This is a genomic window from Mesorhizobium sp. M7A.F.Ca.MR.245.00.0.0, from assembly GCF_003997415.1.
Classification (GTDB): domain Bacteria; phylum Pseudomonadota; class Alphaproteobacteria; order Rhizobiales; family Rhizobiaceae; genus Mesorhizobium.
In genome coordinates this window covers 1-26,374 of sequence record NZ_RZTE01000036.1, presented here as the reverse complement: position 1 = coordinate 26,374, position 26,374 = coordinate 1, and the positions used below count along the sequence as shown (strand labels likewise).

Sequence of the window (26,374 nt, the reverse complement as noted above, 5' to 3'; positions counted from 1 at the left end):
TCGACCGCAGAGGCGACTTCATGAATGACGCCGTTCAGGCCGTTGAAAGCCCGATGTCTGTTCCCCGCTGGAGATCTCTGCTCTTTGTTCCCGCTCATGTTCCGCGCTTTGTGGAGGCGGCTCATGAGCGCGGGGCAGATGGCGTCATACTCGACCTTGAGGACTCCGTTCCCCAGGATCAAAAAGGTGAGTCACGGCGCCAGCTTTCTGCATCCGTGGCAAAGGTGGGCCGCAGGGGCGCTTATGTTTTAGTTCGCGTGAATCGCGGTTTGCGTGCCTTGGCGGCCGATCTCGATGCAGCCGTAGTAGCGGGTGTTGATGCACTTGTCCTTCCGAAGACGGATTCGGCAGCGTGGGTAATAGAGATCGCAAATGCGGTATCGGAACTTGAACGAGAAAGAAATCTTGCGGTGGGTCGAATCCGGTTCCTTGCCTTGATCGAGACCCCGGCAGCATTACAAAGTCTCTCAGCCATTGCGTCGGCCCATCCCAGGATGGTTGCAATGGCGCTGGGTCCTGAAGACTTCAGTGCCTCCGTTGGCGGTGCCCCGGAACTCGACCTTCTTTTGACACCGAACCTTTCTGTTCTGTTTGCCGCTCGCGCCGCTGGCTTGCTACCGCTTGGTTTCATAGGAAGTATCAGCGAGTTCTCAGACAATGATAGACTTCGTGAGGCCGCGGCCCATGCGCGGCGGCTTGGCTTTACCGGGGCTTTGGCGATCCATCCAAATCAGGTTGCCATATTCAATGAGGCTTTCTCACCAAGCCCACAGGAACTCGAGTGGGCCCGTCGTGTCCTCGCGGCGGAAAAAGATGCGACGGCGCAAGGCAGAGGCGCGTTCGCATTGGACGGAAAGATGGTCGATCCACCGGTTATTCGAAGGGCCCGAGAAATCATCGCGACGGATCCGGGCGCCGAGTTGGCCGTTTGAGTCCTCAGCGGGTTGATCAACAAGACTGGGACGACGACAGCAAGCGTCAGCAGCTCGGCACAATTATTGCTGTCGTGCCATCACATTTTAAGATAGATTACGTCAATTGCAGTCCGCCCTCGGAAGAGTACCCGTGGAAATCAGGCAGTTAAGATACTTCGTCGGCGTGGTCGAAGCAGGCAGTTTCACGAAGGCCGCTGGCTTTCTGAATGTCGCCCAGAGTGCGCTGAGTCTGCATGTACGCCAATTGGAGGAAGGCTTCGGCACTCAGCTGCTGATACGCGACAGAACCGGCGTGAGCGTGACGGCGTCAGGAGCCAAACTGCTCGAGCGGGCGCGGGCAATTCTCAAAGAAATTCGACTTACCGAGGTGGAATTGACCAACACAGCCGCTTCCCCTGCCGGGGAGGTGACTATTGGGATTCCGTCTGGAGCTGCTCGCGTCCTGAGCGGTCCGCTGCTTGAGGCGGTGAGACACGAACTGCCCAAGGTGTCCCTCAAGATGGTCGAGGGTATGACGGGACCGCTAGAGGAATGGATGGCGGCTGGACGCTTCAATCTGGCGGTTCTGTACCGCACAGCAGACAGTGTGGGGCGAATGACGGTGCTAGCGCGCGAAGACCTTTGTCTGGTGGTTCCGTCCGGCGAGCCACCGTTTGAAGATGCGATATCGCTGGTCGACCTGCATGAATTCCCCCTGGCGGTTCCCATGCGCAACAACAATGTCAGGCGTTCGGTGGCTGATGTCGTCGCACAACACGGTTGCGCGCTGGACGTCAGGTTTGAAGTGGACTCCCTCTCAACGATCATCAACATGGTCGTAGAGGGAAAAGCGCATTCTATTCTCGCCCCGTCTGCGGTTCAGAAAGAAGCCTCCCAAGGGCTGGTCCGGACTGTCAAGATCGTCGATCCGGTGATTACTCGGTCCGTGGTGCTCGCTGTAAATCCCAAAGATGAGCGTTCTGCGGCCGTTTCTGCGGTCTGCAAGCTCATTCCGAAGGTCGCCAGAAAATTGATTGAAATCCGGGACTGGGCGGCGGTGGCGCCTGAGGCGACCTGACAAACTAACCTGTAAAGCTGGGCATGATCTTTTGCGGCCATAAGGACCAGCCCGATCTGGATTCCAGATGGATTTCGGCAATATTCGATATTTGACCCGCCGCGACCATCGCGATGAAACTGGCTCAAGCGAGTTCAGCAGTTTCGATATCGAAACTGCGCTCGTATGCAAGAATTCAGTCAAGTGGAGCCCGTGATGTCCGACGCCAAGAGCTACGAGCTCTTCATTAATGGCAAATGGCGAGCCGGTGGTAGCCGAGCCACTTTGCCGGTGATCAACCCGGCGACGGAGAAGGTATTTGCCTCAGTGGCCTCGGCTACGGTTTCAGACTTGGATGAAGCTCTTGCCTCGGCAGAACGCAGCCGCAAGGCGTGGTCCTCACGACCCGCCAAAGAGCGTGGCGAGATCCTCGTCTCTGCCGCCAGCATTCTGGCAGAGAAAGCTGGCGCCGCAGCCAGGGACCTGTCGTCCGAACAGGGAAAGACGATTGCCGAAGCGACAGGAGAATACGCGCGCGCAGTCGAAACGCTGGAATGGAATGGCCGGCATGCCGATGAGTTGTCGGCCCCGATTCCGTTGGGCTCGAACAGGATGATAGCCCCCGAGCCGCTCGGTGTCGTCGCTGCATTTACGCCATGGAACTATCCGGCCGTTCTTATCGCCCGCAAGCTCGCCCCCGCGCTGGCGGCAGGCTGCCCGGTGATCCTCAAAGGGGCCGAGGAGACGCCAAGTGTGGCTGTCCATATCGTGGAATCTTTGCGTCAAGCAGGGATACCAGAAGGCGTGGTCAACCTGGTGTTCGGTGTTCCTGTGCATATATCGCGGCATCTGCTCAGTTCGCCAATTGTGAAAGTCTTGACGTTCACGGGGTCGACGGCTGTTGGAAAACAGCTAGCCACGCTGGCCGCGAATAATCTGCAGCGTTGCATCCTTGAGCTCGGTGGACATTCCCCGGTTATTGTGTGCGAAGATGCGGATCTGGCAAGGGCGATACCGGCTATTTCGGAATACAAATTCGAGTGCGCGGGCCAGAGCTGTAATGCGCCCAGCAGGATTCTTGTCGCCCGGTCCCGCTATGAGGAACTCCTGTTCCGGATGACGGAGGCGGTCCGAAGAATCAGGATCGGACCACCGGATGACCCTGCAACGCAAATGGGGCCAATGGCAAACGCGCGGCGAATAGAGGCCATGCAGCGCCTGACCAAGGATGCGGTAGAAGGCGGCGCCCGCATCGAGACCGGTGGCATCCCCCTTGACCGACCGGGGTTTTACTGGCCGCCAACCATCCTGACGGGCGTACCGAAGCAAGCGAGAGTGCTTCATGAAGAGCCGTTCGGACCGATTCTCACCGTGGCGCCTTTCGATACGATCGAAGAGGCGATCGAGGAAGCCAACGCCACCGAGTACGGTCTGGCCGCCTACTTGTTTACTGGCGCGGCCGATACGCAACAGAAGCTTATCAATGGTCTCTCTGCGGGCGCAGTTAGTGTGAATTACCTGAAAGGGGTTTCCGCGGATGCGCCTTATGGGGGCGTCAAGCAAAGCGGCTATGGATATGAAGGCGGCGAGCAGGGGGTGCGAAGCTTCCAGATTTTGAAAATGGTCAATGGCCTCGGTTCGTTTGGATAAAATCCGGTGGGAAACAGAACACGGACCATCGCAGGTCGCGACATCACAAGGAGCGTCGCCGACGCCCTTCAGTACATCTCGTACTATCATCCTCCAGATTATATCCGGTCTCTTTCTCACGCATACACGCGAGAACAGAGCCCGTCGGCGAAGAATGCCATAGGTCAGATTCTGCTGAACTCCCGCATGGCGGCCTTTGGGCGGCGCCCGATCTGTCAGGACACCGGACTTGTGGTTGTCTTCGCAAAGGTCGGCATGGATGCCCGCATTAAGTCAACAGCCAGTTTCGCTGATCTTGTGAATGAGGGCGTACGTCAAGCCTATCTCGATCCGGACAATCCCCTTCGGGCATCGATCGTTGCGGATCCCCTCGCTAGACGGGTCAACACCCGCGACAACACGCCGGCAGTTGTCCATGTCAACTTGGTGCAAGGTGACCAGATTGAGATCACTATCGCCGCAAAAGGCGGCGGGTCCGAGAACAAGGCACGTTTTACCACCCTTAATCCCAGCGCCTCCGTTTCCGACTGGGTGGTCAATACCGTTTCGACCCTGGGCAGCGGATGGTGTCCGCCTGGGCTGATCTCTGTTGGTATCGGTGGTAGCGCTGAAAAGGCGATGCTGCTGGCCAAGGAAGCCATGAACGAGCCCATCGATATGGCGGAACTAATCGCAAGGGGGGCGTCAAGCCCGGAAGAGGGACTGCGGATTGAGCTTTATGAGCGGATCAACGCGCTTGGCATCGGCGCCCAAGGGCTTGGTGGTCTGACGACAGTCGTTGACGTCAAGGTTGCGACCTATCCTACTCATGCGGCGTCCAAGCCTGTGGCGCTCATCCCGCAATGCGCCGCCAACCGGCACCTGAAGTTTACTTTGGACGGCTCTGGACCCATCAGGCTCCAGCCGCCCGATTTGCGCGAATGGCCCGACATCGGAGCCGACGAATTGAACCCAGCCGGCGTCCGGCGGGTCAATTTAGATACGCTGACGAAGGAAGAGACGGCATCGTGGCGCTGCGGTGAAACGCTCCTGCTGTCTGGAAAGATGCTGACGGGCCGTGACGCTGCCCACAAACGAATGGTCGAGCTGATCGATGCCGGCAAGCCGCTTCCGGTCGATCTGACGGGACGCGTGATCTACTATGTCGGTCCCGTCCGGGCAGTGAGGAATGAGGTCGTTGGACCCGCCGGTCCAACAACCTCCAGCCGCTTGGACGATTTTACGGACAAGGTGCTCGCCGAAACCGGCCTTTTTGCGATGATCGGCAAAGCGGAAAGGGGACCGGCGGCCATCGAGTCGATTATAAGACACAAAACGCCCTATCTTGCTGCAGTGGGTGGCGCTGCGTACCTGATTTCAAAATCGATTAAGAAGGCGCGGATCGTTGCCTTTGAAGACCTGGGCATGGAAGCCATCTATGAATTCGATGTGCAGGACATGCCTGTTATCATGGCCGTCGATGTTGAGGGAAACTCCATTCACAATTCCGGGCCTCTCGAGTGGCGTAGGCGTATGGCGGCCGACAGCATCGCACGCAACATCGGCGTTTGAATCTTCCCAGTTAGGCGATTTCGGCCAGACACCAGCGTCAAATTGTTGGGCACGCCGTACGACGAGCGGCATTTGCGGTGCCTTGCGCCTCGGCGAGCCGGACGAGCAAGGCCTTCAATTCACCCCAATAGCTGAATGTGCCACTGAATACTGCATTGAGTATGCCGTCCACGCGATCGAGGCTCGAATGCAGTCGCGCGTCTATCAAGTACGGTAGCGGGGATTCAAGAAAATGGGTTATCTATTTTATTTATCAGAAGGTCTCTGCCGCCGCCGACTTCCTCTCCAGCTGCACCATTGCCCGTTAGGCGCTGGGGCGATAGCCAAATTACTTCTGCAGCTTTTCTCAGCGGATCGCTCTCCTTAGCTGATTTTCATACCCATTCTAGCACATCTCGGGCCTGGAACGGATGCCTTCCACTGCTACATTCGGTCGTTTCAATGATAATAGAATTGATCGGCACACGGCGCGCTGTCGATCGCTGCTTGAGAGCAACAGGTTATGAAGTCGAAACCCGATCCCGTGCAACTCGACAGTTGGGACGTCCGGATTCTCTCCGAGATTCAGGCAGACGGTCGGATTTCAAAAAGTGAGCTTGCAAAACGAGTTCATCTTTCGGCGTCGGCCTGTTCGGAGCGGCTCCGAGCACTCAAGGCCGCAGGAATTATTGAGGGATTTTATGCGCGACTGAGTCCTGCACTCGTCGGCGGCATGATCTTTGTGATGGTAGAAGTCGTGCTGGATCGCCATCGTCTTGAGGACCAACGAGTCTTCGAAACTGCAATCCAAGAGATTCCGGAAATCCTGGACTGCTGGGCAATTGGGGGGCGCGTGGATTATTTGATGCGGGTCGCATCTCGTTCTATGGCCGCCTATCAGGATTTCATGGAGGGACTGCTGCAGGCAGGCTTGGGGATTGATCAATACTATAGCCTTGTCGTCACGAAACCAGTGAAGTCCAATTCACCGATACCTTTGTCCGCCCTGAGGCAACGGTGAAAGCGAAAGTTTAAGTTTCAACGGCGTTTGGCACGGATCCCGTAGATTCGTCGGCAAAAGGCGCCCATTCCGACGAAACTCAAGGGACATTTGCGGTATACTAATTGCTGGAAAAAGGTGGCCGAGCGCTATCCGCCAGTTGATGGCGAGGAAGGACGATGCGCTTGAGCAATCTGGAACCGATCATTCCAGGAGACGGATCGAAGCAGCCATCGGACGCACTTGGCCAGCACGGTTACGGCGAGAAGCCAAACCGGATCGTGCCTGGTTGAGGAGGCGTCCATATCTAAGATGCGAAGTGCCGAAAAAATGCCTCTACCGCTACTTCAAGGGGGGAACTTTCGCCCTGGATTGGCGATCAGTGGCGATTGAGCTTAGTCGCGGTCAGCGCATCCGTGTGGGGGGGCGAAATCTACAGCGAGGGTTTGGCAAGCCGACGGGTAGCGGGAGTGCAAGCTGGCCCGCTCGGCCCTGGCGACCAACCCGGCCCTCGACGCCTGCGGACATTCGGAGATCGCTCCATCGCGTTTTTACGTCGTAAGTTCGTTGCTGATCGAGATTAGGAGATCGTCTGTCCTGTTTGACATCGCTGGTCTCGCAGCCTTCTAAGCGAGGAGCATGGCTGTGCCGGGGTCGCGTAGGTGGGTGACAAGGCCGGTCACTCCTGCCAGCCGACGTGGTCTTTGAGAAGGTGGAGGTTGCGCTACCGGCTGGAGAGCATGGTGCCAGTTTTCACAAGACAAGGGTCGCTTAATCGAATGGGCGTCAAGTTCATAGATTGCGAACAGATCATGGGGGATTTGAATAGTGCTACTGACCGAGGCAGAGCTGAAAAGAGTTGCGAATGCCAGTCGAGGACATAGAGCCGCATCGATCGTTCTAAAGGAAGAGACGGCCGCAGCTACAGCCAGATCTTCATTCGACGTTTTTCTGTCACATTCTTTCAAGGACGCAGAGATCATTCTCGGTGTGAAGCGAATTTTCGAGGAGCTTGGGTTCACTGCTTACGTAGATTGGGTCGAAGATTCACAACTGGACCGCACAAAGGTCTCCTCGGCCACCGCCGAGTTGCTGCGGACCCGTATGAGGCAGTCAAAGACGCTAATCTATGTGCATTCAAACAATTCTCCAGAATCCAGATGGATGCCTTGGGAGCTTGGCTTTTTCGATGGGTTTCGGACCGCGGTAGCGGTTCTGCCCGTGGCAAAAAATTCTTCGGAAACATTCTCCGGGCAAGAATTTTTGGGCCTATACCCTTACATTGATGGGACAGGACCTGCATTCCTGTTTATGAACAGAGGGACCGCGCCTCGCTCAAGAATAGGCTCTGTAAGCTCGACTGCTAACCTCACGTTTGCCAAATCCTGGCTTAAAGAATTTACCGCCACAAAATAGACTGGTGTGCTTCAAAAATGAAATATCCTGGACTCTATAATAGCGCCGACGTGGCATCCAACGAGCAGCAGGCGACGTTTCTCCGCCTGATCCGGGCAGAGTACGTTCTTCTTTTTTTAGCGTCGGTGCTCTCTTTGGACTTGTCGCCATCAAAAGCCTATTTCGGTGTCTATGCTGCGGTATTTCTTTGCTCAATGGGAGTCCTCATTTTCCGGTCGGTCACAAAGCCCGAGCAGGTCTGGTATCAGGCTCGAGCTCTTGCAGAGTCGGTGAAGACATTGACTTGGCGCTTCGCGATGCGAGCACAGCCGTTCGATGACGCGCGCGCCGCTGACGCCAGAGCTGATTTTCGAAAGCTCATGGAAGGTATCCTTGATAGCAATCGTCACCTTGGTAGCGCGTTGAGCGGCACCGATTCAGCATCCCCCCAAACAACCGACCAGATGATGTCGATAAGGGACTCCCCGCTAAAAGAAAGAAAAGACCTATATCTGCAGAGACGAATCTGCGACCAACGGAAGTGGTACGAGAAGAAGGCGCGCTCGAACAAGAGGTCCGCGAAAGTCTGGATGGGCCTTGGTATTTTTGCATACGCTCTGGGATTCTCGTTCATCGTAGTACGCATCGCTGACCCCGCGATGCCTGGCTGGCCGACCGAGCCGCTAATTGTCATCGCCGCCTCGCTTATCGGGTGGACCCAGATCAAGAAATTTAACGAATTGGCATCGGCTTACACGTTGACAGCTCACGAGATCGGCTTGACTGCCGACCTTATTACGGACGCCAACTCGGATGAGGCATTCTCCGCCGCGGTGAACGAAGCCGAACTGGCTTTCTCACGGGAGCACACCCAGTGGGTTGCTCGTCAAAACAACTAAGAGACAACAATGGCATACAGCGATCCGACCTATGTAATATTTGACGGCGATGAAGACGCTTGGGCATACCGCTTTATGAAAGGGTGGAATGCCAGCGAGAATGTGAGTTTTGAATTCGCGAACGCTCACGATCTGGACAATATGACGAGCCGAGCACAGGACGAAGATTATGTTAAACGCAATCTTCGCAACAGAATGAATGGATCGAGCCAGGTACTTGTCCTGATCGGTGAGAAAACGAAAAACCTTTTTCGCTTCGTGCGCTGGGAAATGGAATTGGCCCTTGATCTAGGTCTGCCGATAATCGCAGCAAACCTTAACGGCTCGCGGCAACAAGATGCGAGCTGTCCGCCTATCATCAGGGACAAATGTGTTGTGCACGTGCCGTTCAAGATGAAGGCCATCAAGCACGCGCTAGCCAATTGGCCCAGCGAATTTCATCGGCTTTCAAACGCTCAGCGTGGCGATGGCGCCAGGAGCTATGGCGAAAGCACCTATCGCGATCTCGGCTTATAATCGCCCACCTAAAAGCACTTAGCCGCCAAAACATCCTCGCCATCCGCTGGCGGCGACTAGCCTTAGCAACGTCCCCCAGCGTGTTCCGAGCTTGCCGAGCGATGATAAGAAGAGACGTCCGATTTGCTGAGTTTGGCTGAAAGCTGCAGGTCATGTGCAACCTATTAGAGGAGCCCCGCTCGAAGCGTCGGATCGTCAGACAAGATCATGTCGCGCGAGGGCGCTGGTTTCGCGAGGAAAAGGAGCGGCTGTTCGATGTTTGAGGCTTGATCCAGCGTTTCGAGACTGCACGAGCGGCCAGCATTGATGGAGGCAGCTTTTCAGGCCGCGCAATTCTGTCGGCTCGCCCCCTCCTGCGAGCCGCAGCTCGGCTCGCCCTGCGCAGCAACCACGAATTTGCGATCGCAAGAAAGGCAACACGCTGACGATAGAACTTGGCGGCGCTGGTCGGCTGCGAATCAAGATGTCAATGGCAAGGAGCTCTCGCCGCGCGTCTTTGCCGGGCCGAACCTTCTGGCTATGCTCCTTCGAGAAGTCTGCCGAGCACCAGCCGCCGCACCGCCAAAGCGATCAATATGCGCGAGGGCACGACCTCAGCCTCTCAGCGCTGGCCAACCAGGTTGGAGCCTGTGCCGCGGCACGGAACCCGCTGCCTGCTGATCGAGGCGAATGTGCTTTGCCCCTGATCACCTGCATTACCACCCTTGGGAACGGCAAGACCGATCCGGACCGTCAGAATGTAAGGGATGACCGGCAGTTCGGCGGAACATGGCCGCCGGCGCTCTATCGTGCCTCGCGCGGCCGGCGGGAACAGCGTCCCGAGCGCTATTCATCCGTCAATATCGCCCGCTAATCGGGCACTATGCTGGGCGCATGCGCGTCGTAAGCTGTTCGTGTTTGCATGACGCGCCCCCGACCCTCGGCTAAGGCGAACGTGACGCCTTAGTTTTCACGGCAATTCGGGCCGATCCCGCGAATTTCACGGCGAATAACCTGCATTCCCGAGAAACTCAAGGGACGTTTCCGGTATGCTATTTGCTAAACAGGTGGCTGGCCGAGTGCCCTCCGCCAATTTATCGCGAGGAGAGGGACATGCGCTTGAGCAATCTGGGAACCGAGCAACTCCGGGAGAAGGATAGAAGCTTCGTCTTCCATCCTTCTACGCATTTGGCCAAGCACAGCCGAGGCGAAACGCCAAATAGGATTATGGCCGGTGCGGAAGGCGTCTATATCTGGGACACCGAAGGCCGAAGGAGCCTCGACGGTTTCGGAGGACTCTACTGCGTCAACATGGGATATGGATGCACGGAGATCGCCGAGGCCATTGCCAGGCAAGCACACGAATTGCCGTTCGCACACGTCTATGCCAGCCAAGGTACGGAGCCGGTCGCCCTGTTGGCAGAGGCCGTGGTCGAGTATTTCGGTCAGAACATGCGAAGGGTCTATTTCGGCCTCTCCGGTTCCGATGCCAACGAAACCAACATCAAGCTGGTCTGGTACTATAATAACATTCTTGGCCGGCCCGAAAAGAAAAAGATCATCTCGCGAAATCGCGGCTATCACGGGTCTGGATTGGTCACGGGTAGCCTAACTGGCCTTCCCTTCTTTCACAATTTCTTCGACCTGCCTCTGGATTTGGTGCGCCATACAACCACGCCGCACTATTACCGCCAGGCGCGTGTCGAGGAGAGCGAGGAAGCGTTCTCCCGGCGCTGTGCCGATGAGCTTGAAGCCTTGATCCTGGCCGAAGGACCGGAAACGGTTGCAGCTTTTATCGGAGAGCCGGTACTTGGGACAGGAGGTATTGTGCCGCCCCCCAAAGGGTACTGGACGTCCATTCAAGCGGTGCTCGACAAATACGATATCCTTCTAATCGCGGATGAAGTGGTCTGTGGCTTCGCGCGAACCGGCGAGAAGTTCGGTTCCCACCTGTATAACATGCGTCCGGATTTCGTGACCATCGCAAAGGGTTTGAGTTCCGCCTACCTCCCCATCTCCGGGTCAATCATTGGCGACCGTGTCTGGTCGGTTTTGGAACAAGGAACTGAGAAGCACGGCGCACTCGGCCACGGCTGGACATATTCGGGGCACACGCTTTGTGCCGCAGCCGCGCTCGCCAATATTCGACTGCTTAAAGAAAAAAATATTCTGGAGCATGTCCGCGATGTTGGACCGTATTGGCAAGACCGGATGAAGGCCGAGCTGGCGGGACATCCCATCGTTGGTGAAGTTCGCGGAGTGGGTATCCTGTCGGCCGTGGAGATGATGCGGGACCCAAAACAAAGGATACCATTCGAACCCGACCTTCAGGTCGGGGTGCGCACTGCAGCTGCTCTGTTTGAGAATGGCGTCATCGGACGGGCCATGCCGCATGGCGACATCCTCGGTTATGCCCCCCCCCTGATCATTACCCGAAAAGAGATCGACATCATTGTCGACGCGACGGTAAAGTCGGTCGATACCACCTACCGCGCGCTGAAGGCCGAGGGTGCCGTATGATTTTGCGATCGCGAAGGAGCGAGTCCGGAGGCAGGCATGTCCCTGCGCGCTACTGCGCCGAGCAGACCCAAAACTGTTGAATTCCAGATATCTGATCTTGAGCATGCTCCGGGCTATTTCAGTCACGATTTGTAACCGAATCAGTTCTGCCGCCGCTGTCCTGTTGCCCAACGACCAGGACCTCTGTGCGGCGCGCCCTGCGGGTGTACCTCCCCGCCGGCAGGGCGCCCTTTTTGACCCACGTACTCAGTATCATTATGGCCCGTGCGGAATCGAGGGTCTGGTAAAGGTCATCTGCACGTTCCGATGCAGATTGAGCTTAGACGTGCCCTTTACATCATTGCAGCGGGCCACGGTCGCCGGTTCCAAAGTGCGGCAATGCCGAAGATTATCTTCCTTCACATCACAAAGAGCAGAATAATCATTGCGGTGAATTTTATCACGTCAGGTATATAAAAGGACGATACTCACACGCTACCCCGTTCACAAGGAAAGGCATTTTAATATTGTTGAGACGATTTCCTATCAAAGAAAAGAAAGCATCGTAACACTTCTTTGCGGATCACGGCGCCCCGGGTGGGGGATGAGCGGCTATCCGAATTGTTATGCTAATGCCGACCCAAATTCCTGCAAAAGCTGGGGTCAATGATGGCTTTTGGTCAGCGCAGGATGATTTCTCCTGATTTGGTCGGTGCAGGGGCGGTCATGACTTAATGCATGGCAGCATTCTGGAGCCCGGTCAGCCCAGCGACGCCCGCGAATTCAATCGCGTTTGTCGGACATACACGACGCAGCCGGAAGGCGTGCAGAAAGAGGAAGAATCGAGCGCGACGATGACGAGGGACATGCCACTTGTTTTCGAGACATTCCTTGAAAGACTGTCACAGAGTATCGATGAGGCAGATTTCCGGGATGCCATGGCTGAGGCGGCCGGACGACTTGACCTAATCTTCTTTGCCTACCTCTCCTTGCCAGCACGGCCTTCCGGCAAACCGAGGTTAATTTCGAACTATCCAACCCGCTGGACCAGACAGTATCTGGAAAATCAGTATGAGAAACTCGATCCTGTGGTCTTGCGTGCTCGAAATGGCGGCTGCCCGTTTCACTGGGGATCGAATTTGGGAGGCGATAAAATGTCGCCGGCTCAACAGCAGCTATTCGATGAGGCGGCTCAATTCAGCATCTGCTGCGGTTTGACGATCCCAATTGTCGATCTCCGCGGCCGCATCGCTGCGGTTACTTTTGCCGCCGATGAGCCTCGTCCAGTATTTCTTCGGGTCGCTGAGCGGTACGAACAAGCTCTTCAACTGATGGCGGCCTGCTTTCATCGTTGCGTTCGCCGCAAATTGCCGAGCGATCGAACAGTGGATGGGATTTCGCTGACATCCCGCGAATATGAGTGCCTGAGGTGGGCAGCGCGGGGTAATTCAGCCTGGGTGACCGGCCGCATCTTGGGTATCAAGCCACGCACGATCGCTTTTCATTTGGACAATGCCAAGAAGAAGCTAGGCGTGCGAACCCAAAATCAGGCTATAGCCCTTTTGGGGTCCGAAGGGTCCTCAATTCTCTGAGAAGCTTTTTGATCCCCTTGTGCTCGGGCCATTCGATCGCGCGCTTTGTATCGAGCGTTGACTGGATGCCGAGATCTTCTGTTCCGCCGGCTCGGGCGATGCAGCCGTATTCTTCCAGTCCGCGCCGGTGATCATAGTCTATGGGTGCTCGAGCGGGTGTTTCGTCGCTGACGAGCTAGTCGTGCGGTTATATAGTTTCCGAGGATGGCCCGCTTGCATACCTGCCTGCCGGTAATCTCTAACCCTTGACTTAGGGCGATGGCTATCGGTTATGCGGCTTGAAAGCGAAGAGGTGGACCCTTCGTCGAGCGCCGGTACGATATGGAGTGCTGCTCCGGGCTAATACCCATCCAGACAGAGCGGAACCTTCTATCACGTCAGACGCTCGGACAATTGCCAAAACCCGATTTCCTGGGAACTGAATTGTGCTCGCCACCGGGTCCATTTTGCCGGCGCGTCTATGGTGCAGGCCCCGATCAGCCTGACCAATGGCACAGGAACTGCCTGCTTCTATGACCGAGCACTGCGAATTTGTCAGCTGGCGAACAATTCCTTGTAGCCGCTCGTCACCATCCAGTTCGCACGGTCGAGATGACTACGAAGCGCCTTCCTGGCGCGCTCCGGTTCAAGTGCCGGATCAATGCCGAGGATCAGTTGGGCCATTTCCTCTTCGGGCGCCTCATCGGCTGAGGCGTCCAGGAGCCTCATATAGATGGTAAAGTGCGCCCTGTCGTAGGCGGTAAGACGGTCAGACCAAGGGACTTCGTCGAGCAGTGTTGAGCTTTGAGTCCTATCTGTTCCCGTTGATCGATTCATGTCTGCCGCGAACCTCGCATGTTGATCGCTGGATCCAAGGCAGAATATCCCAAAATGGGATAATCCGAAACGGGGATTAGTCGCTGAGCCGGTCTCTACCTGACCGGTTCACCTAAATGCCCAAATCTCTTCGATCTCCCCGCCACCAGCGGTTTCTGGCCCAGTTGATCTCACTGCGCAATGTCAAAGGGCTGACGCAGGCGCAGGTGGCTGAGAAGCTTGGTCGTCCGCAATCTTTCGTGGCGAAATATGAGGGTGGCGAGCGGCGTCTCGATATCATTGAGTTTCTCGACGTAACTGCGGCCCTCGATGCTGATCCGTGTGAGATTCTATTGAGCCTGCGCACGTAGTGGGCGCCCGCGCCCATCACCGCGCGTGCCGTGTGCCGGTGGGTCGAGCCCCGCTTTTCTTGGCTCTGGCGTCTCGACCATTCCGCTGCGCCTCCTAGCGCGTCGTTAGACTCTCGCAATTCGCTCTATTTGTGCCTTTCCCAGCAGGTGGCGCCGCATCCTTCTAGGCCCGCCGCGGCGTCCCGCAACCCTTAGCCAGCTGTGAGCTTTCAGTAGGTTGTCCATCCGGCCCTTCGGATGCGGTGCGGCTCAGACGGCGGACCCGTTCCTGTCATGATTCGCCGACGCACCCATTCCTGGGAAGCAGCCATTGGCGAGCGGAGGACAAAATGATGAGACAGCGAAGTGCTGGGCATCCGCGCTGTGGTGATACGTCGATGCATGGTGTTACGCGACTTCGTTGCTTGAAGCGAAGCGACCGCACGGCCCATTTCGTCAACTGGCGAACAAATCCTTGTAGCCGCTCGTCACCACCCAGTTTGCACGGTCGAGATGACTGCGAAGAACGTTGCGTGCGCGCTCAGGTTCGCGTGCCGGATCAATGCCGAGGATCACTTTGGCCATTTCCTCTTCAGTGGCGTTGTCTGCCGAGGCGTCCAGGAGCCTCATATAGGTTGTAAAGTGGTCCTTGTCGTAGGCTGTAATGCGGTCCGACCAGGGGACCTCGTCGGCGAACGGCGTGTTCGATCTGGGCTGCAACATCGCTAATTCTATCTCCGGCCAATGGACCCGCGAAGCCCTGTGCCTGCTAAATGTGGATTACATATTATAGTTGATAAACTCAAGCCGCCTGATCCGCTGGCTTGCGTGCATGGATATGCGCAAGTTGGTCGGACGGAATGTGCAGAGGATCAGGCAAAGGAAGCGCCTGACGCAGGAGCAGCTTGCGGAGATTTCCGGGTTCAGTCAGCAGTACATCAGCGGCTTGGAGAAAGGCCGAAGAAATCCGACAATTATCACGATCTATGAACTGGCATTGGCCCTCGGCGTCAGCCACATGGATCTGGTTCGGCCCGACAAACAGGGCTGATGCACCCGCCCTCCAAGTAGCTGGCGGCCTGATGGCGCGCGCCGGATGCTTGTGAACCCACGCTTTTCTTAGGTCCCCCGGCAGCCCCTGCCATTTAGCTCGCCCTCGCGCGGGCGCATCCTATTGGACAGTCGGACGCTGCGTTTTTGTCAGCTTTTCCTGGGACGTGGGGTGGTCGGCATTCCCTTTTAGGCCCGCCGGCCTGCCGCAACCTTCGCTCTCGCTTCAGGGTCCTTCTCTTGTTTACGGTCCTTCGGATGCGGTCCGCCTCTTTCAGCGGGCCTAATCGCTTTCTGTTGCCCGCCCCACGGGGACAGGCACGCGAGACTAGTATGGAGCGTTGCGGTTAGCGCGCGAACAGCAAAGGAACCGAAAAAACAGGCAACTGTCGCAGTATGGCTGAACCAGCCATCGTGTCGGCATCTAGGAGCCGCGTGTTCGCCTTGCGCTGACACGAAGCTCAGACATGACGTCCGGGAGACGATGCTGGCAAATAGTCTGGCTGAAGCATTCCACCCACAATACCAAAGCCCGTCCCGATTCAAAGCGCTTCTGAGCACTCCATCTCAGGCGCGGGGCCAGCTGGCCAGTTCACCTTCTTGGTCCGCCGGAAGAGAGCCCCGCCCTCTCGACAATCGGCTTCATGAGGTCTCGCCCTGCAGTGTCGACCGTAAAAAAGGGCGCGCGAGGCGCCCTTCATTTAAACCGGCAGTCGGGAAGCAGACTTCACTCTGATATTCAAAAGCGGTAGGTGACACCTGCGCCTATCAGCCAGGGATCGAGCTCCGCCTTCCCCGTCAGCTTCGCGCCGGCCACCGTGACGTCGAAGTCCGGCTTCAGGAAAAGCTTCTTCACGTCGAAGTTGAGGCCCCAGTGCTGGTCCACCATGTAGTCGAATCCGACCTGCAGCGCCGTGCCGAACGTGTTCTTCACCTTGAGAGCATCAGCGCTGCCAGTGTCCTGGTTGTAGAAGATCGTGTAGTTCACGCCGGCGCCGACATAAGGCTTGAACGCGCCGAGATCGGTAAAATGGTACTGCAACGTGAGCGTCGGCGGCAGCAGCCAAACTTTGCCGATGTTGCCCAACCCTCCGATCGTCCCTTGGCCCGCGATGTTGGCATAAGTGGTACCGAGTATGAGTTCGGCGGCGATGTTGTCGGTGAAGAAATACGAGATATCGAGTTCCGGCGTCACCGTGTCCGAATACGAAAGACCGGAGCCGGGAAGCGTATCAACGTAGCCCAGATCTTTCGTAACGACGCCCAACGCCCGCAGGCGGACCTGCCAAGGGATTGGCGCTTCGGTGACCGAGGCTCCCGTCTCCGCCAGGACGGTCTCTGCTTGCGCAGGCTCCGCGGCGACGGCCTGCTGTCCCACCATGATCAGGGCCACCGCCGCTGCTGTTGCCCGCGCTACGCCCATTCGCGTTCTCGCCATGAGATTCACTCCTTGATGTTCAGAAAGGATGCACTGCACTATTTCGTCTCCTGCTCGAATGAATTGTTGATGGACCTCAAATGCCCCTCTTGCGTTGCAACGCGTTCCGCCGTCTCCGGAAGGTGATCGTTGAAGCCGATTGCGCTGCGGAGAAAATTGGTGCCTAGACTGATGAATGCGGCTTGCTCCCGATTGTCCTCGCCGCAGCCGTGCCCGCCTGCGCTGGCCTCGTAGAAGTAAGCGGGATAGCCAAGAGCCTGCAGTTTTGCGGCCATCTTGCGCGCATGGCCCGGATGGACGCGGTCGTCGCGTTTCGTGGTGGCGATCAGGATAGGCGGATAGGGCTGTCCCGGCGCTGCGGCGTGATAGGCGGAGATTTCCTTCAGGAAAGCCCAATCGTGAACCTTGTCCGGATCGCCATATTCGTCGATCCAGCTCGCGCCCGCCAAGAGCTTGGTGTAGCGACGCATGTCGATAAGCGGTGCTGTGCAGAACAGAGCCCCGAAATGCTCAGGATAGCGGGTCAGCATGTTTGCGATCAGCAGGCCGCCATTTGAGCCACCCTCGGCGGCAATCCGCCTCGGCAGGGTGATGCCCCTTCGCACGAGGTCGGCGGCAACGGCGGCGAAATCGTCATGGGCGAGACGCTTGCCCTCCCTGCGCCCGGCTTCGTGCCAGCGGGTGCCGAACTCGCCGCCGCCGCGGATGTTCGCCTCGACACACGTGCCGCCGCGCTCGAGCCACAGCTTGCCCAGCGGGGAGTTGTAGTAGGGCAGGAGTGATACGCCGAACCCGCCATAAGCGGAAAGGTGAATCGGAGCATCTCCGTTCCCGTTCGCCGGACCAACCTGCGTATAGGGGATCAGCTCATGATCGATAGAGACTGCCTCGTGGCGCGTGACCACCAGTCCGGATGCATCGAAATTCTCCGGGCTGCGCTTCAGGATTGCTGAAGCGCTGAGAGACGGCGCGGCATTCAGATCGAACAGCAAGAGCTGCGGCGGCGTGATCGGATCCTGAGCACAGATCAGGACCTCTCCATTGGTCTCGTGAACTGCCGCATCGAATGACCAGACGTCGACAGTACCTTCGGCGGGCAGGGTGTTCAGGACTCGGCGCGTCCATTCCTGGTGGCCGGGAGTGAACATCTCGAAACGCGGTGCGAGATTGACGAGGTAAGAGATAATGAGCTTCCCGTCATTCCAGAAGAATGACTGCATGGAGCGCCTTTCCCCTGGTTGAAACAGGGTCTCAAAACGGCGTCCGCCAGCGAGGAAAGAGGAAAGCGAGATGACGATCAGCGCGTCGGCGGGATGGGTGGTGCCTCCCACCGTCCAGGGCTTGCGCGGCCTTACCGCCAGCCAGTCGCCGAAGACCCGCCACGACGCGTCGCGAGGAAGATCGATCTGCCTCCTCGGCCCGCTCCTATCGCCGATCCAGCTGATCTTCTCGAAGAAGGCCGGCTGCTCGATGAACCAAAGGCGCTCGCTGCGGCCGGTGCGGTCCGAATGACCAGAGACTTGGAAGCTTTCGAACCCGGCCTCGAAGATTGCCGGCGTGGTGAGGGGATCCGCGTCACGCTTCCACAGTCGAACGGTGCGCGCATAGCCGGAGCGGGTGGCCATGCCATTACCAAGCGCACTGGAAAGCAGAAGCGTGTCAGGGTCCAGCCAATTAACGTAGCCTTTGGCCTCGGGGAGGTTGAAGCCGTCGGCGACAAAGCTCAGAGAGATCAGGTCGAATTCGCGATGCACGACCGCGTCGCTGCCGCCGCGCGACAGGCGCAGAACGGCTCTTTCCCGTCTCTCCGGCTCGATGGACGCGCCGTCCCAGATCCAGTCCTCTCCGTCGCTAGCCGCGAGAGCATCCAGATCGAGCAGTAGCTCCCATTGGGGATCCGCCTTCATGTAGGCGGCAAGGGTGGTCCGGCGCCACAGTCCGCGTGGATTACCGTCATCTCGCCAGTAATTGTAGAGGTACTGACTACGGCGCGCGATCAGGGGAAGATTGTCGCGATTGTCGAAAATGGCTGTCAGAGCCGCGCGGTCGCGCTCGAACTGCGTTCCACCGAAGTGCTTGAGAGTCCTTGCCGATTGGCCGGCGGCCCAGGCAAGTGCCCGCTCGCCCTCTACATCTTCAAGCCAGACATAGGGATCGTCGTCGGGAGCATCCAGCGTTGGACGGACATCAAATGCGTTCATGTCCGGACAGCCTTCAGAAAGAAGGGATAGAGGCTTCCGTCGGCTCGGGAACGCTCAGTGCTGGTAGCGGCGCCCACATGTTCGAAAAGCGTGATCATTGATGAGTTCTTTCAGTCGGTGCGGCATCGCAGTGCTTTTGCGCATAGGACCGCAACCGTCGTGCCAACTGGGAAAATCGTTTCGGAACAATGCGATCGCTCTGGAAGCGTTGTGTCACATGTCCGACATCGTCGAGAATCCGACAACGAGTGCTCCTCCTAATCACCGATCAACCTCCGGCGCCAGGCGGTGACACCGTGCAGAACTCGAGCAGTGAAGCTCATTGGTGAACCTGGTTGACGCCCAACATCTTCGCTCTGGAGCGCTTCACGCACACGGATTCATCGCAGACACCATGATGCGATCGATGCGGTTAGAGACCAAGCTGGCTGCGCCTGTGAGTTTCAGCCGCCAGCTGGAAGCAGCTGAGTTCTGAGGAGAAGGGTGGGGCACCCCTTGGGCGACCTGATGGTTGCCCAAGCCCTGCCGCAATCTTGGCCTGCACCGTCGCCTGGATTGCTGTCGATCAAGCCAGGAAGCTGCATTCGGGCGAACGCATGGGGCTGGTCCCCATGGCAACTTGGGCTGATGTGGGGCCGTCCGATATGCGATACGAGGGTCTAGGATAGGGGAGCTCGGGCTCGGTAGTATCTCAGCGAGACGGCTAATGGTCGACGAAGTCTTCCTGACGCCACGCATTGGTATGCCGCAGCAACAGGGGCAGTGCGGACGCAAGTCTGGTTGTGAAATCGGCTGCTACAGGGGCATGCCGCGCTTCATCTCCATACCGTCAGCGAAGAAAGCGCGGCGCGAGCATCACCAAAGAGAAGCGGCGCGCCTTTCGTTTTGCGGTCCACTGACCAGTCGGCTTCACCTGTACAACTACGGGCTGGCATAGCGTGAAACTTGGCCCCCAATGGCGGAAATTTCCCCCAGGAGACCTAGATGACTAAGCTTATTGCACCCGGGCTACGACAACCTGCCCACCACCAGCGTCGAAGCCACCGCCACGCCACCAAGTCTTCAGGGAACGTCCTGAACGGAACCCAGCCGGGTACTCCTATCAAAGCGACTCCCTTCGCATGCTCAGGCCGCGCTTGCTGTCGCTGCGCGGGACCGACAGCCTGCTTCTGCCCTGCACAGTGCCGACGACACATGCTTCGACGAAATGGCGTCATCGAGGTCGGGTGGCTTCGGCGCCGGTGCTTTGCCAAATTGCATGTTTGGACGTCCGTGGGGGCGGGCAAGGGGGCACAGTCGTGCCTGCAGTTCTCGTGACTGGCCCAGCAAGTCGAGTTCGCAACCGCGCACCACATTCGGTCGACGAGATGAAGGCTTTTGCCGCCAAGTTCTCTGCCTGGTCCGGCGAAAGCTATACGCTCGCCGCGTAATGGCTGGACATGATAGCCGACGCCCGTCCGAATGGCGGCGGCTTTTTCGTATTATATCGACCTGATCGGCCAGCTTCGCGGGAATGCCGGGGCTACGACTTTGAATGGTCATTTGGCGGCGGAACGGCTATGATGATCCAGATCGGCCATCGTGAAAGCCACGACATCGATATTTTCCTCGACGACCCTCAATTGCTCGGTCATCGACCATCCCAAAAGCCACCTGCACTTTGAAACGATGCCGTCCGACTATTTGGGGGACGGGCTTCGGTTCCAGAAATTCGCCTTCGAAGACGTTGGCGAAATCGACTTCATCGTTGCCGGAGCGCTAACAACGAAGCCGTTCTAGACCCGCGTGGTGGAAGGCAGGACCGTGCGGCTCGAGACCATCCCGGAAATCATCGCCAAGAAGGTCTATTACCGGGGATTTCGGAAGCCAACCCGCGCGACATCTTCGACATCGCCGCCGCAGCCCGGTCGCAATTGGACGAGGTCGTCAACGCTCTGCGTGCGCTCCCAGAACAGGTCGCTCGAACCAGACAGCGGATGGAAAAACTCACCAATGAATTCGTCGGCCGCGCCATTGCACAGCTGATGATCATGCCCTGACTACGAAGCGTCGGCCGCCGACAGTCTGGACGCAGCGTTCGCTGTGCTCGACGAGGTGTTGTCATCACTCAAAGAACCTGACCCCCACGACCTAGCGACCAACCGAGGGAGGGGAGGGGTTTCTCAGAGCCCGGACGCCTTGGTGAGGTTGGTCCGGAATCTGCCGCGCCTCCGCTGATATTTGCGGGTCATCTCGGCCGAGGCATGGCCGAGCTGCTTCTGCACGTAACGCTCCTCGACGTCGGCCGACGAGGCAAGTCCGGCGCGCAGCGACTGGCCCGAGAACAGCAGCGCCCGTTACCCTTCCGGGAGATCGGAGGGGAGGCCGGCGGCGATCGTCACCTGCTTGACCAGGCGGGCGACGTGCTTGTCGGAGAGCCGTTCGACGTCGACGGTCTTGTTGTCCTTGAAAATGCGGCGGAACAGGGGTCCACGTGCGATGCGGCCAAAGCGGATCCAGCTCTCGAGCGCGACTACGGGGTAGGTGTGGTCGCTGGAGCCGCGGCCGACCTCGACCTCGCGCCAGCCGGTCTTGCCGCGCAGGGTGACCAGCAGCCCTTGCCGTCAAAAATCTCGATCCAGCCGGCGCCATCGCTGTTGTCGTCGCGCATGACGTCGAGACCGACGATCTCGGAGCGCCGCAGGCCGCCGCCACAGCCCAGGAGCAAAATAGCGCGGTCGCGTAGGCACCTGAGGTCGTGGCCGAGCGTGGCGATCATCGCCAGGACCGCCTCTTTCTGCCGCGGTGGCTTTTGCGTGCTTGCGCGGCGAATGCCGGCAAGAACCGTATAGATATGCCGCTCCGCGTGGTCCAACGGCCGGCCGCGCTGGGTAAAGTTCCAGGCGAGGCCGGAAAGCCGCCGCTCGATGGTCGCAACCGAAAGGGCAGGGGCGCCACGCTTCGGATCGCCGGCGGCGGTGCCCAAGGCACAGGCGCTGATATTGAGCCTGATCACCTTCGAGCCCGGAGGCAGGGGATCGAAGCCAGCGCGCCGGCACCAGGAGGAAAAATGCCGCCAATCCTTGGGGTAGGCGTCGCGCGTGTTCTCCGAGGTGGCGTTGTAGCCCCTCGCGGTCTCGACCAGTTCCTGGACATGCGCCGGGACTCTTTGAGCCGGGTCTCCATCTCCTTGTAGAGCTTGTCAAGCTCGCCATCGACTGGCTTCAGGTCGTCGATTGAACATTGCGTCATCATAGGCTTTGTGCCTTGTTGTAGCAGGCATCGTCCGTTCGCGCGGCGGACACAGACATCACCGTCGCTGAGCCGAGAACGACGGTAAAAGAAAATGCACTCACTGACTTCATAACCAATCTCTTTTGCGGGTGATTTAGAAACGGACGCCGAGCTTGGCGCTGAACCCGTGTGTCTGGGCATCCGAGGCGATCTGTCCCTGATAGGCGATGCCGAACGTCGCGTTCTCGGTGATGTTTACGTCCAGCCCAGCTTCGAGCAGAGCTGCGTTCTTTGCGATCGGCACGCCCTTGATGGCGAAGGAGGAACCGCCAGCAAAGGCAAGAGCGGTATCCGGCCGAGGGTCAGTACCGTCGACGCACGCAGACCTAGCGTGGTAAACGCCGTGTCGCTCGAGCGATCCCCGCTCGACAAGGCGGCTGCGCCGCCCTTCTCGGTGAAGCCATCGGCGTCAAAATTCACATAAGCGAGATTAGCGTAGGGCTCGAAGGAAGCCGAAGCCGTATTGATACGGTAGCCGAGCTCGCCAAAGGCCTGGAACGTGCCGGCGTCGTAATCGGCCGAAAGGCTGTCGGCGAAGCCTGGAAAGACCACGGACCTGCCGGTCTCGATGCTGTGCCAGGTATAGGCAAGGCCGGAACGAAAACCGAGATTGCCGTTTTGCGTGCCGGCAACAAGACCGAGATGGTAATTCTCGCTCGAGCCCGACGACGCGCGATCGTCCGCCTCCAAGGAGGTATGGCTGTAGCCGCTGATGAGGCCGAGCCGCCAGCTTTCGCCGACAGCCGCGTCACCGCCAGCCAGAAAGCCGCCTGTCGAGTGATCGAGACCGGCGGCATTGCCGTCGCTGTCGAGATGACCCCAGGCGCCGAAGCCACGGCCCCATACGGCGAAATTCTCACTCGTTGCCGGGGCCAGTTCCAGACCACCCAGCCCATAAGTCATCACCGGAACGCTGGAGGCACCGACGCCGTCGAACGCCGCACGGATCCGTTCGCTCGCGGCATCGCGTACAGAATGACTGTCCTCGATGAGGCCGCTATGAATGGAAGCATGAACCTCGCCTGATAGCATATCGAAAGCGTTGCGGGCTTCCGGCGCCGTCAGGAACAGGATGTTGTCCTGGATCGGATTACCGCTTCCAAGCGCCTGAGCCGCTGCGGCGACCGAGCGTTGATTGAAGGTGCTGGCTACATCGGCAAATGCCGTCGATGTGCGGCTGATATCGAGATAGACATTGTTGGCATCGTAGACGAGCTGGAAATCGACGAAGGGCGTCGCGTCTGTCGCCAGAGCCCCCGTCAGCCCGCCATAGGTGCCGCTTACGCCGCCTGCTGCGGAGAGCAGAGTATATCGGGCATCGACCGATAGCGTTCCCTGCCGCAGCAGCTCGATCTGCGCGCCGCTGTCGATCGCCGCTGCTCCGCCAACATCGATGAGATCGGACGACCTTGCGAGGTCGACCTGATAGATCGATCCGGACTGCTGCGCGAAATCGCCCGTGACAGTCAGTGTGGTGACGATCCTGCTCGGATCGGTCGCACTGCCAGGAGCGACCGTGCCGCCCTCGGAAATGGTGACCGCACCGTAGGTGCCGCCGCCTGCGACGACACCGCCGCTGTTTGCGATAGCCGTGCCCCCGATCTGCCCGTCATTCCCGAGAAAGCCGGACGTGGTCGCATCATGGGAAAGCACACCTGTATCGGCAAGCAGCAATCCCGCGCCGGAACCGACCGTCGTCATGCCGGAAAAATTGTTCTTTCCGCTCAGCGTTTGCACGCCACCGGCAACGAATAGTTTGCCGCCCATATTATTGTTATCAACGTCGAGGTCGTTGATGCTGCCGGCGAAAGTGTCGTTCGAAGCCGTTAGCACCAGGGTACGCTTGCCCAGTTCGACCGTTCCGCTGCCACTCAGGCTACGAATACGGGCATCGTTGTAGGCGTCGGAGATTCCCCAATAGTCGCTGCCATTTCCATGTTCGGAGATATCGAACGTGCCGTCTGCAACGACTTTCGCTGACCGTTGGATGTTGCCGAGCCCCGCAAGCGAGAGATAGGCATCCTGAGCAATATTCGTCTCGCCGGTGTAGGTGTTGACATTCGTCATCCGGACCACCGTCTTTGTATCAAGCGTCAGCGATCCGGAGCCGGAGACGACACCCGCTATGCCGAACCCGCCCTCATTCCCCATGCTCGTCGTGATCCTGCTCAGACCGGTCCCTTCGGGTGCGGATGAATCGGTAGAGAAGTTGCTGGCAGTGACGAAATGTGACGTATAAGCGGTATACTTCTTCTCCAGATCGAAAATGACCGATCTGTTTTTGAAGAAGTCAAAACCGGCAACAAAACTGGTCTGGTCATTGGGTTGTTCCGTCGTGCCGCTGGTGTAGGTGAAGTCGATATTGTCCAGCCTTACCGGATCGCCATCCGTTCCTGCGATTGTAACGCTCGGGATGTTGCCCGATGCGCTTACGATCTCGCGTTGCTCATTTCTCCGAACATTTTTAAGTTTGACGCCCGCATCCTGAAATTGCTTCAGCATCGCATCACTGATCTCCAGACTGCCACCGCCCGGTGTGCCGGTGTCGAGCAATACCGCGGTCTTGTTGGGGTCGGTGATTGGTGGGGCTCCATCCTTAACCGTGTACTGCAGATTGTAGCTGCCTTCGTATTCGGTCGAGGCATTGGCGCCAGAGCCAGGAAAATTCTGATAAGAATCCTGATCTTTTTCCTCGGGTTCTCCCCATGGCATGGCATTAGTATATTGGGCCCGGAGGCTTGGATTGAGGTTGACAATCGTGCAGGGGGAACAGCCAGGCGTTTGGTCGCTCTCGGAATCCGGATTCACATTGGCGGAGACCACGTAGCCAGACCTGGTGACACTGCCCATCATGCCCCAGACACTTGTCTTGCCAAGAAAATCGCCGGCCCCGAATGTACCTGCGAAATCGCCGCCTTCGTCTGCCATCTTGCCAGCGGTCATTTTCGCCCGCTGCTCCTTATCGGCGTGATAAGGTTCTTGGAGATCCTGACCATACATATCTTTAAGTCCATCCGTCACGGATCCCGGCGTGCACTTAAGATTGTTGTCCTTGCAATACGCATGGGTATAGACAAAATCGAGAATGCGAGCAGCCCGGTATTTCTTATCGCTTACAGACGGCCCGTCGATTGTTATCTTTTGATCTGGATCGACATATGTAAATTTATCAATTTCCACGTTCTGAAGCTTATTACCATACGTTCCGTCCCCGTACGTATATACGTAAGGCGTGTCGGCAATCGGGCGGACCCCGGTCACCTCTGACCCGATCTGCGTGTTGAGCTGGTCCGAGCCCGTGTCGAATACGTATCGCTGCGCGTTGCCATTGTTGATCTTGGCCCAGATGCCCAGGCGGTCATGGCCTTCCCCGACATACTCCAGCGGGATCGAAATCGGGTCGTCGGCCAACGCTTCTCCAGTTGGAAATGCTACCAGACCCACCCCGAGAGACACAGCCGGCAGGAATACCGTCGTCATCGCGGTGGTTGCCGCCAGAAAGTTCTTTGTCCTGAAACAAGCCTGCATACCTGGTCCTCGAAAAAGTCTCGCAAACTGATTGATCATTGGAACGGCCTCCTGAATTGTTTAACGAGACCCTTTATGGCGGCCCTGGCTGACAACAGCCTGAAAGCTGCAAGCGGCCTGCGAGAATGGGGCGATCCTGAATGACGACAGATGCTGTCAACAATGGATGAGTGCTCGGCCTGAAAGCTGAGCACGCGTTATGCTCAGGCTGCTGACAAGGCCAAAGCAGCGTAAGTGCGGAGTGAAATCCAAGGTCCACATGGGTCGTCGCTCTTCCCGTGCGCCTGGGAAGGCGCCGGCCCGGCCAAGCTTTCCCAGATCGTCCGGATGGCGCACAAGATACCGGTTCAGGTCGATCGAGATGGAGGCCGAGGCGTATGCCAAGGCGGTCGACTGCCTGACGAAAGATCAGAATGCGTCGCTGGCGCTCTACGATTTCCGCCGGCAGCGAGCTCAGTCTCCTGCCGGGCATCCGTGTTTACTGGCGACGAGACACAAGATGTGCCCAAATTGCCACCAGACCGTCACCTGCGATGAGTTTCGGCAACTGATTTTGTCCTTTCAATCATCGCCACTTCCTGGCCGCGGCCAACATGGGCCACTCGAAGGCAGCAGACTGGCGGCTATATGGACGGGCTGTGAGCCCGAACCGGAGACATTGGCGAAATTTACGATCTCTATAGCAACGTCAAGGAGAAGCGCGAGGTG

At 58.0% G+C, this 26,374-nt stretch carries 18 protein-coding genes and 1 pseudogene; 13 read left to right on the top strand and 6 right to left on the bottom strand.

Translation table 11 applies throughout. The annotated features are described in order from the left end of the window. The first annotated feature begins 20 nt into the window (after positions 1 to 20). From EOB80_RS26780 to EOB80_RS26735, 10 genes are all read left to right on the top strand, one after another. A complete protein-coding gene (locus EOB80_RS26780) occupies positions 21 to 932 on the top strand; it encodes a CoA ester lyase (protein ID WP_126080669.1) in 912 nt (303 codons plus the stop codon). A 133-nt stretch (positions 933 to 1,065) separates the two neighbouring features. Next, on the top strand, positions 1,066 to 1,992 hold the full coding sequence (locus EOB80_RS26775) for a LysR family transcriptional regulator (RefSeq protein ID WP_126080670.1): 927 nt from the start codon (positions 1,066 to 1,068) through the stop codon (positions 1,990 to 1,992). 195 nt (positions 1,993 to 2,187) lie between these two features. After that, positions 2,188 to 3,621, top strand: a complete 1,434-nt coding sequence (locus EOB80_RS26770) for an NAD-dependent succinate-semialdehyde dehydrogenase (protein WP_126087044.1) — start codon at positions 2,188 to 2,190, stop codon at positions 3,619 to 3,621. Between the two features lie 6 nt (positions 3,622 to 3,627). Beyond that, the gene (locus EOB80_RS26765; protein ID WP_126080671.1) at positions 3,628 to 5,172 is read left to right on the top strand and encodes a fumarate hydratase; all 1,545 of its coding nucleotides are present in this window, start codon (positions 3,628 to 3,630) and stop codon (positions 5,170 to 5,172) included. A gap of 502 nt (positions 5,173 to 5,674) precedes the next feature. After that, positions 5,675 to 6,172 (top strand): Lrp/AsnC family transcriptional regulator, encoded by a 498-nt coding sequence (locus EOB80_RS26760; RefSeq protein WP_126080672.1) that lies wholly within the window; start codon positions 5,675 to 5,677, stop codon positions 6,170 to 6,172. Between the two features lie 1,412 nt (positions 6,173 to 7,584). Then, on the top strand, positions 7,585 to 8,445 hold the full coding sequence (locus EOB80_RS26750; RefSeq protein WP_063169305.1) for a DUF4231 domain-containing protein: 861 nt from the start codon (positions 7,585 to 7,587) through the stop codon (positions 8,443 to 8,445). A 9-nt stretch (positions 8,446 to 8,454) separates the two neighbouring features. Next, positions 8,455 to 8,961 carry a TIR domain-containing protein gene (locus EOB80_RS26745; RefSeq protein ID WP_126080675.1) on the top strand — a complete coding sequence of 169 codons (507 nt, stop codon included), beginning with the start codon at positions 8,455 to 8,457 and terminating at the stop codon, positions 8,959 to 8,961. Between the two features lie 676 nt (positions 8,962 to 9,637). Continuing rightward, entirely contained in the window at positions 9,638 to 9,814 is a 177-nt protein-coding gene (locus tag EOB80_RS34865) for a hypothetical protein (protein ID WP_164781893.1), read from the top strand. Between the two features lie 239 nt (positions 9,815 to 10,053). Then, a complete protein-coding gene (locus EOB80_RS26740; protein WP_063169303.1) occupies positions 10,054 to 11,460 on the top strand; it encodes an aminotransferase in 1,407 nt (468 codons plus the stop codon). Between the two features lie 833 nt (positions 11,461 to 12,293). Next, positions 12,294 to 13,031, top strand: coding sequence for a LuxR family transcriptional regulator (locus EOB80_RS26735; RefSeq protein ID WP_127330824.1), 738 nt, complete (start codon positions 12,294 to 12,296; stop codon positions 13,029 to 13,031). A 534-nt stretch (positions 13,032 to 13,565) separates the two neighbouring features. On the opposite strand, the gene EOB80_RS26730 is transcribed toward EOB80_RS26735, so the two are convergent. Beyond that, complete coding sequence (locus tag EOB80_RS26730; protein WP_126105024.1) at positions 13,566 to 13,847, bottom strand: DUF2285 domain-containing protein; 282 nt, start codon at positions 13,845 to 13,847, stop codon at positions 13,566 to 13,568. 116 nt (positions 13,848 to 13,963) lie between these two features. Here EOB80_RS26730 and EOB80_RS26725 point away from each other — a divergent pair, with 116 nt between their 5' ends. Then, positions 13,964 to 14,197, top strand: coding sequence for a helix-turn-helix transcriptional regulator (locus EOB80_RS26725; RefSeq protein ID WP_126097360.1), 234 nt, complete (start codon positions 13,964 to 13,966; stop codon positions 14,195 to 14,197). Positions 14,198 to 14,632: 435 nt separating this feature from the next. Here the strand turns inward: EOB80_RS26725 and EOB80_RS26720 are convergent, their stop codons facing one another. After that, positions 14,633 to 14,899, bottom strand: a complete 267-nt coding sequence (locus tag EOB80_RS26720; protein ID WP_063169299.1) for a DUF2285 domain-containing protein — start codon at positions 14,897 to 14,899, stop codon at positions 14,633 to 14,635. A 109-nt stretch (positions 14,900 to 15,008) separates the two neighbouring features. Here EOB80_RS26720 and EOB80_RS26715 point away from each other — a divergent pair, with 109 nt between their 5' ends. Beyond that, the gene (locus tag EOB80_RS26715) at positions 15,009 to 15,227 is read left to right on the top strand and encodes a helix-turn-helix transcriptional regulator (RefSeq protein WP_126105025.1); all 219 of its coding nucleotides are present in this window, start codon (positions 15,009 to 15,011) and stop codon (positions 15,225 to 15,227) included. 738 nt (positions 15,228 to 15,965) lie between these two features. On the opposite strand, the gene EOB80_RS26710 is transcribed toward EOB80_RS26715, so the two are convergent. Further along, positions 15,966 to 16,664: an OmpW family protein gene (locus tag EOB80_RS26710; protein ID WP_024505687.1), complete on the bottom strand. Its 699-nt coding sequence runs from the start codon at positions 16,662 to 16,664 to the stop codon at positions 15,966 to 15,968. Positions 16,665 to 16,702: 38 nt separating this feature from the next. Next, positions 16,703 to 18,865: a prolyl oligopeptidase family serine peptidase gene (locus tag EOB80_RS26705; RefSeq protein ID WP_127310559.1), complete on the bottom strand. Its 2,163-nt coding sequence runs from the start codon at positions 18,863 to 18,865 to the stop codon at positions 16,703 to 16,705. A gap of 706 nt (positions 18,866 to 19,571) precedes the next feature. Here EOB80_RS26705 and EOB80_RS26700 point away from each other — a divergent pair. After that, entirely contained in the window at positions 19,572 to 19,802 is a 231-nt protein-coding gene (locus tag EOB80_RS26700; RefSeq protein ID WP_127295339.1) for a hypothetical protein, read from the top strand. A 1,225-nt stretch (positions 19,803 to 21,027) separates the two neighbouring features. On the opposite strand, the pseudogene EOB80_RS26690 reads toward EOB80_RS26700, so the two are convergent. Beyond that, positions 21,028 to 22,013 (bottom strand): annotated as a pseudogene (locus EOB80_RS26690) (tyrosine-type recombinase/integrase); the annotation flags it as partial. Between the two features lie 320 nt (positions 22,014 to 22,333). Then, entirely contained in the window at positions 22,334 to 25,705 is a 3,372-nt protein-coding gene (locus tag EOB80_RS26680; RefSeq protein ID WP_127330818.1) for an autotransporter domain-containing protein, read from the bottom strand. Between the last annotated feature and the right edge of the window lie 669 nt (positions 25,706 to 26,374).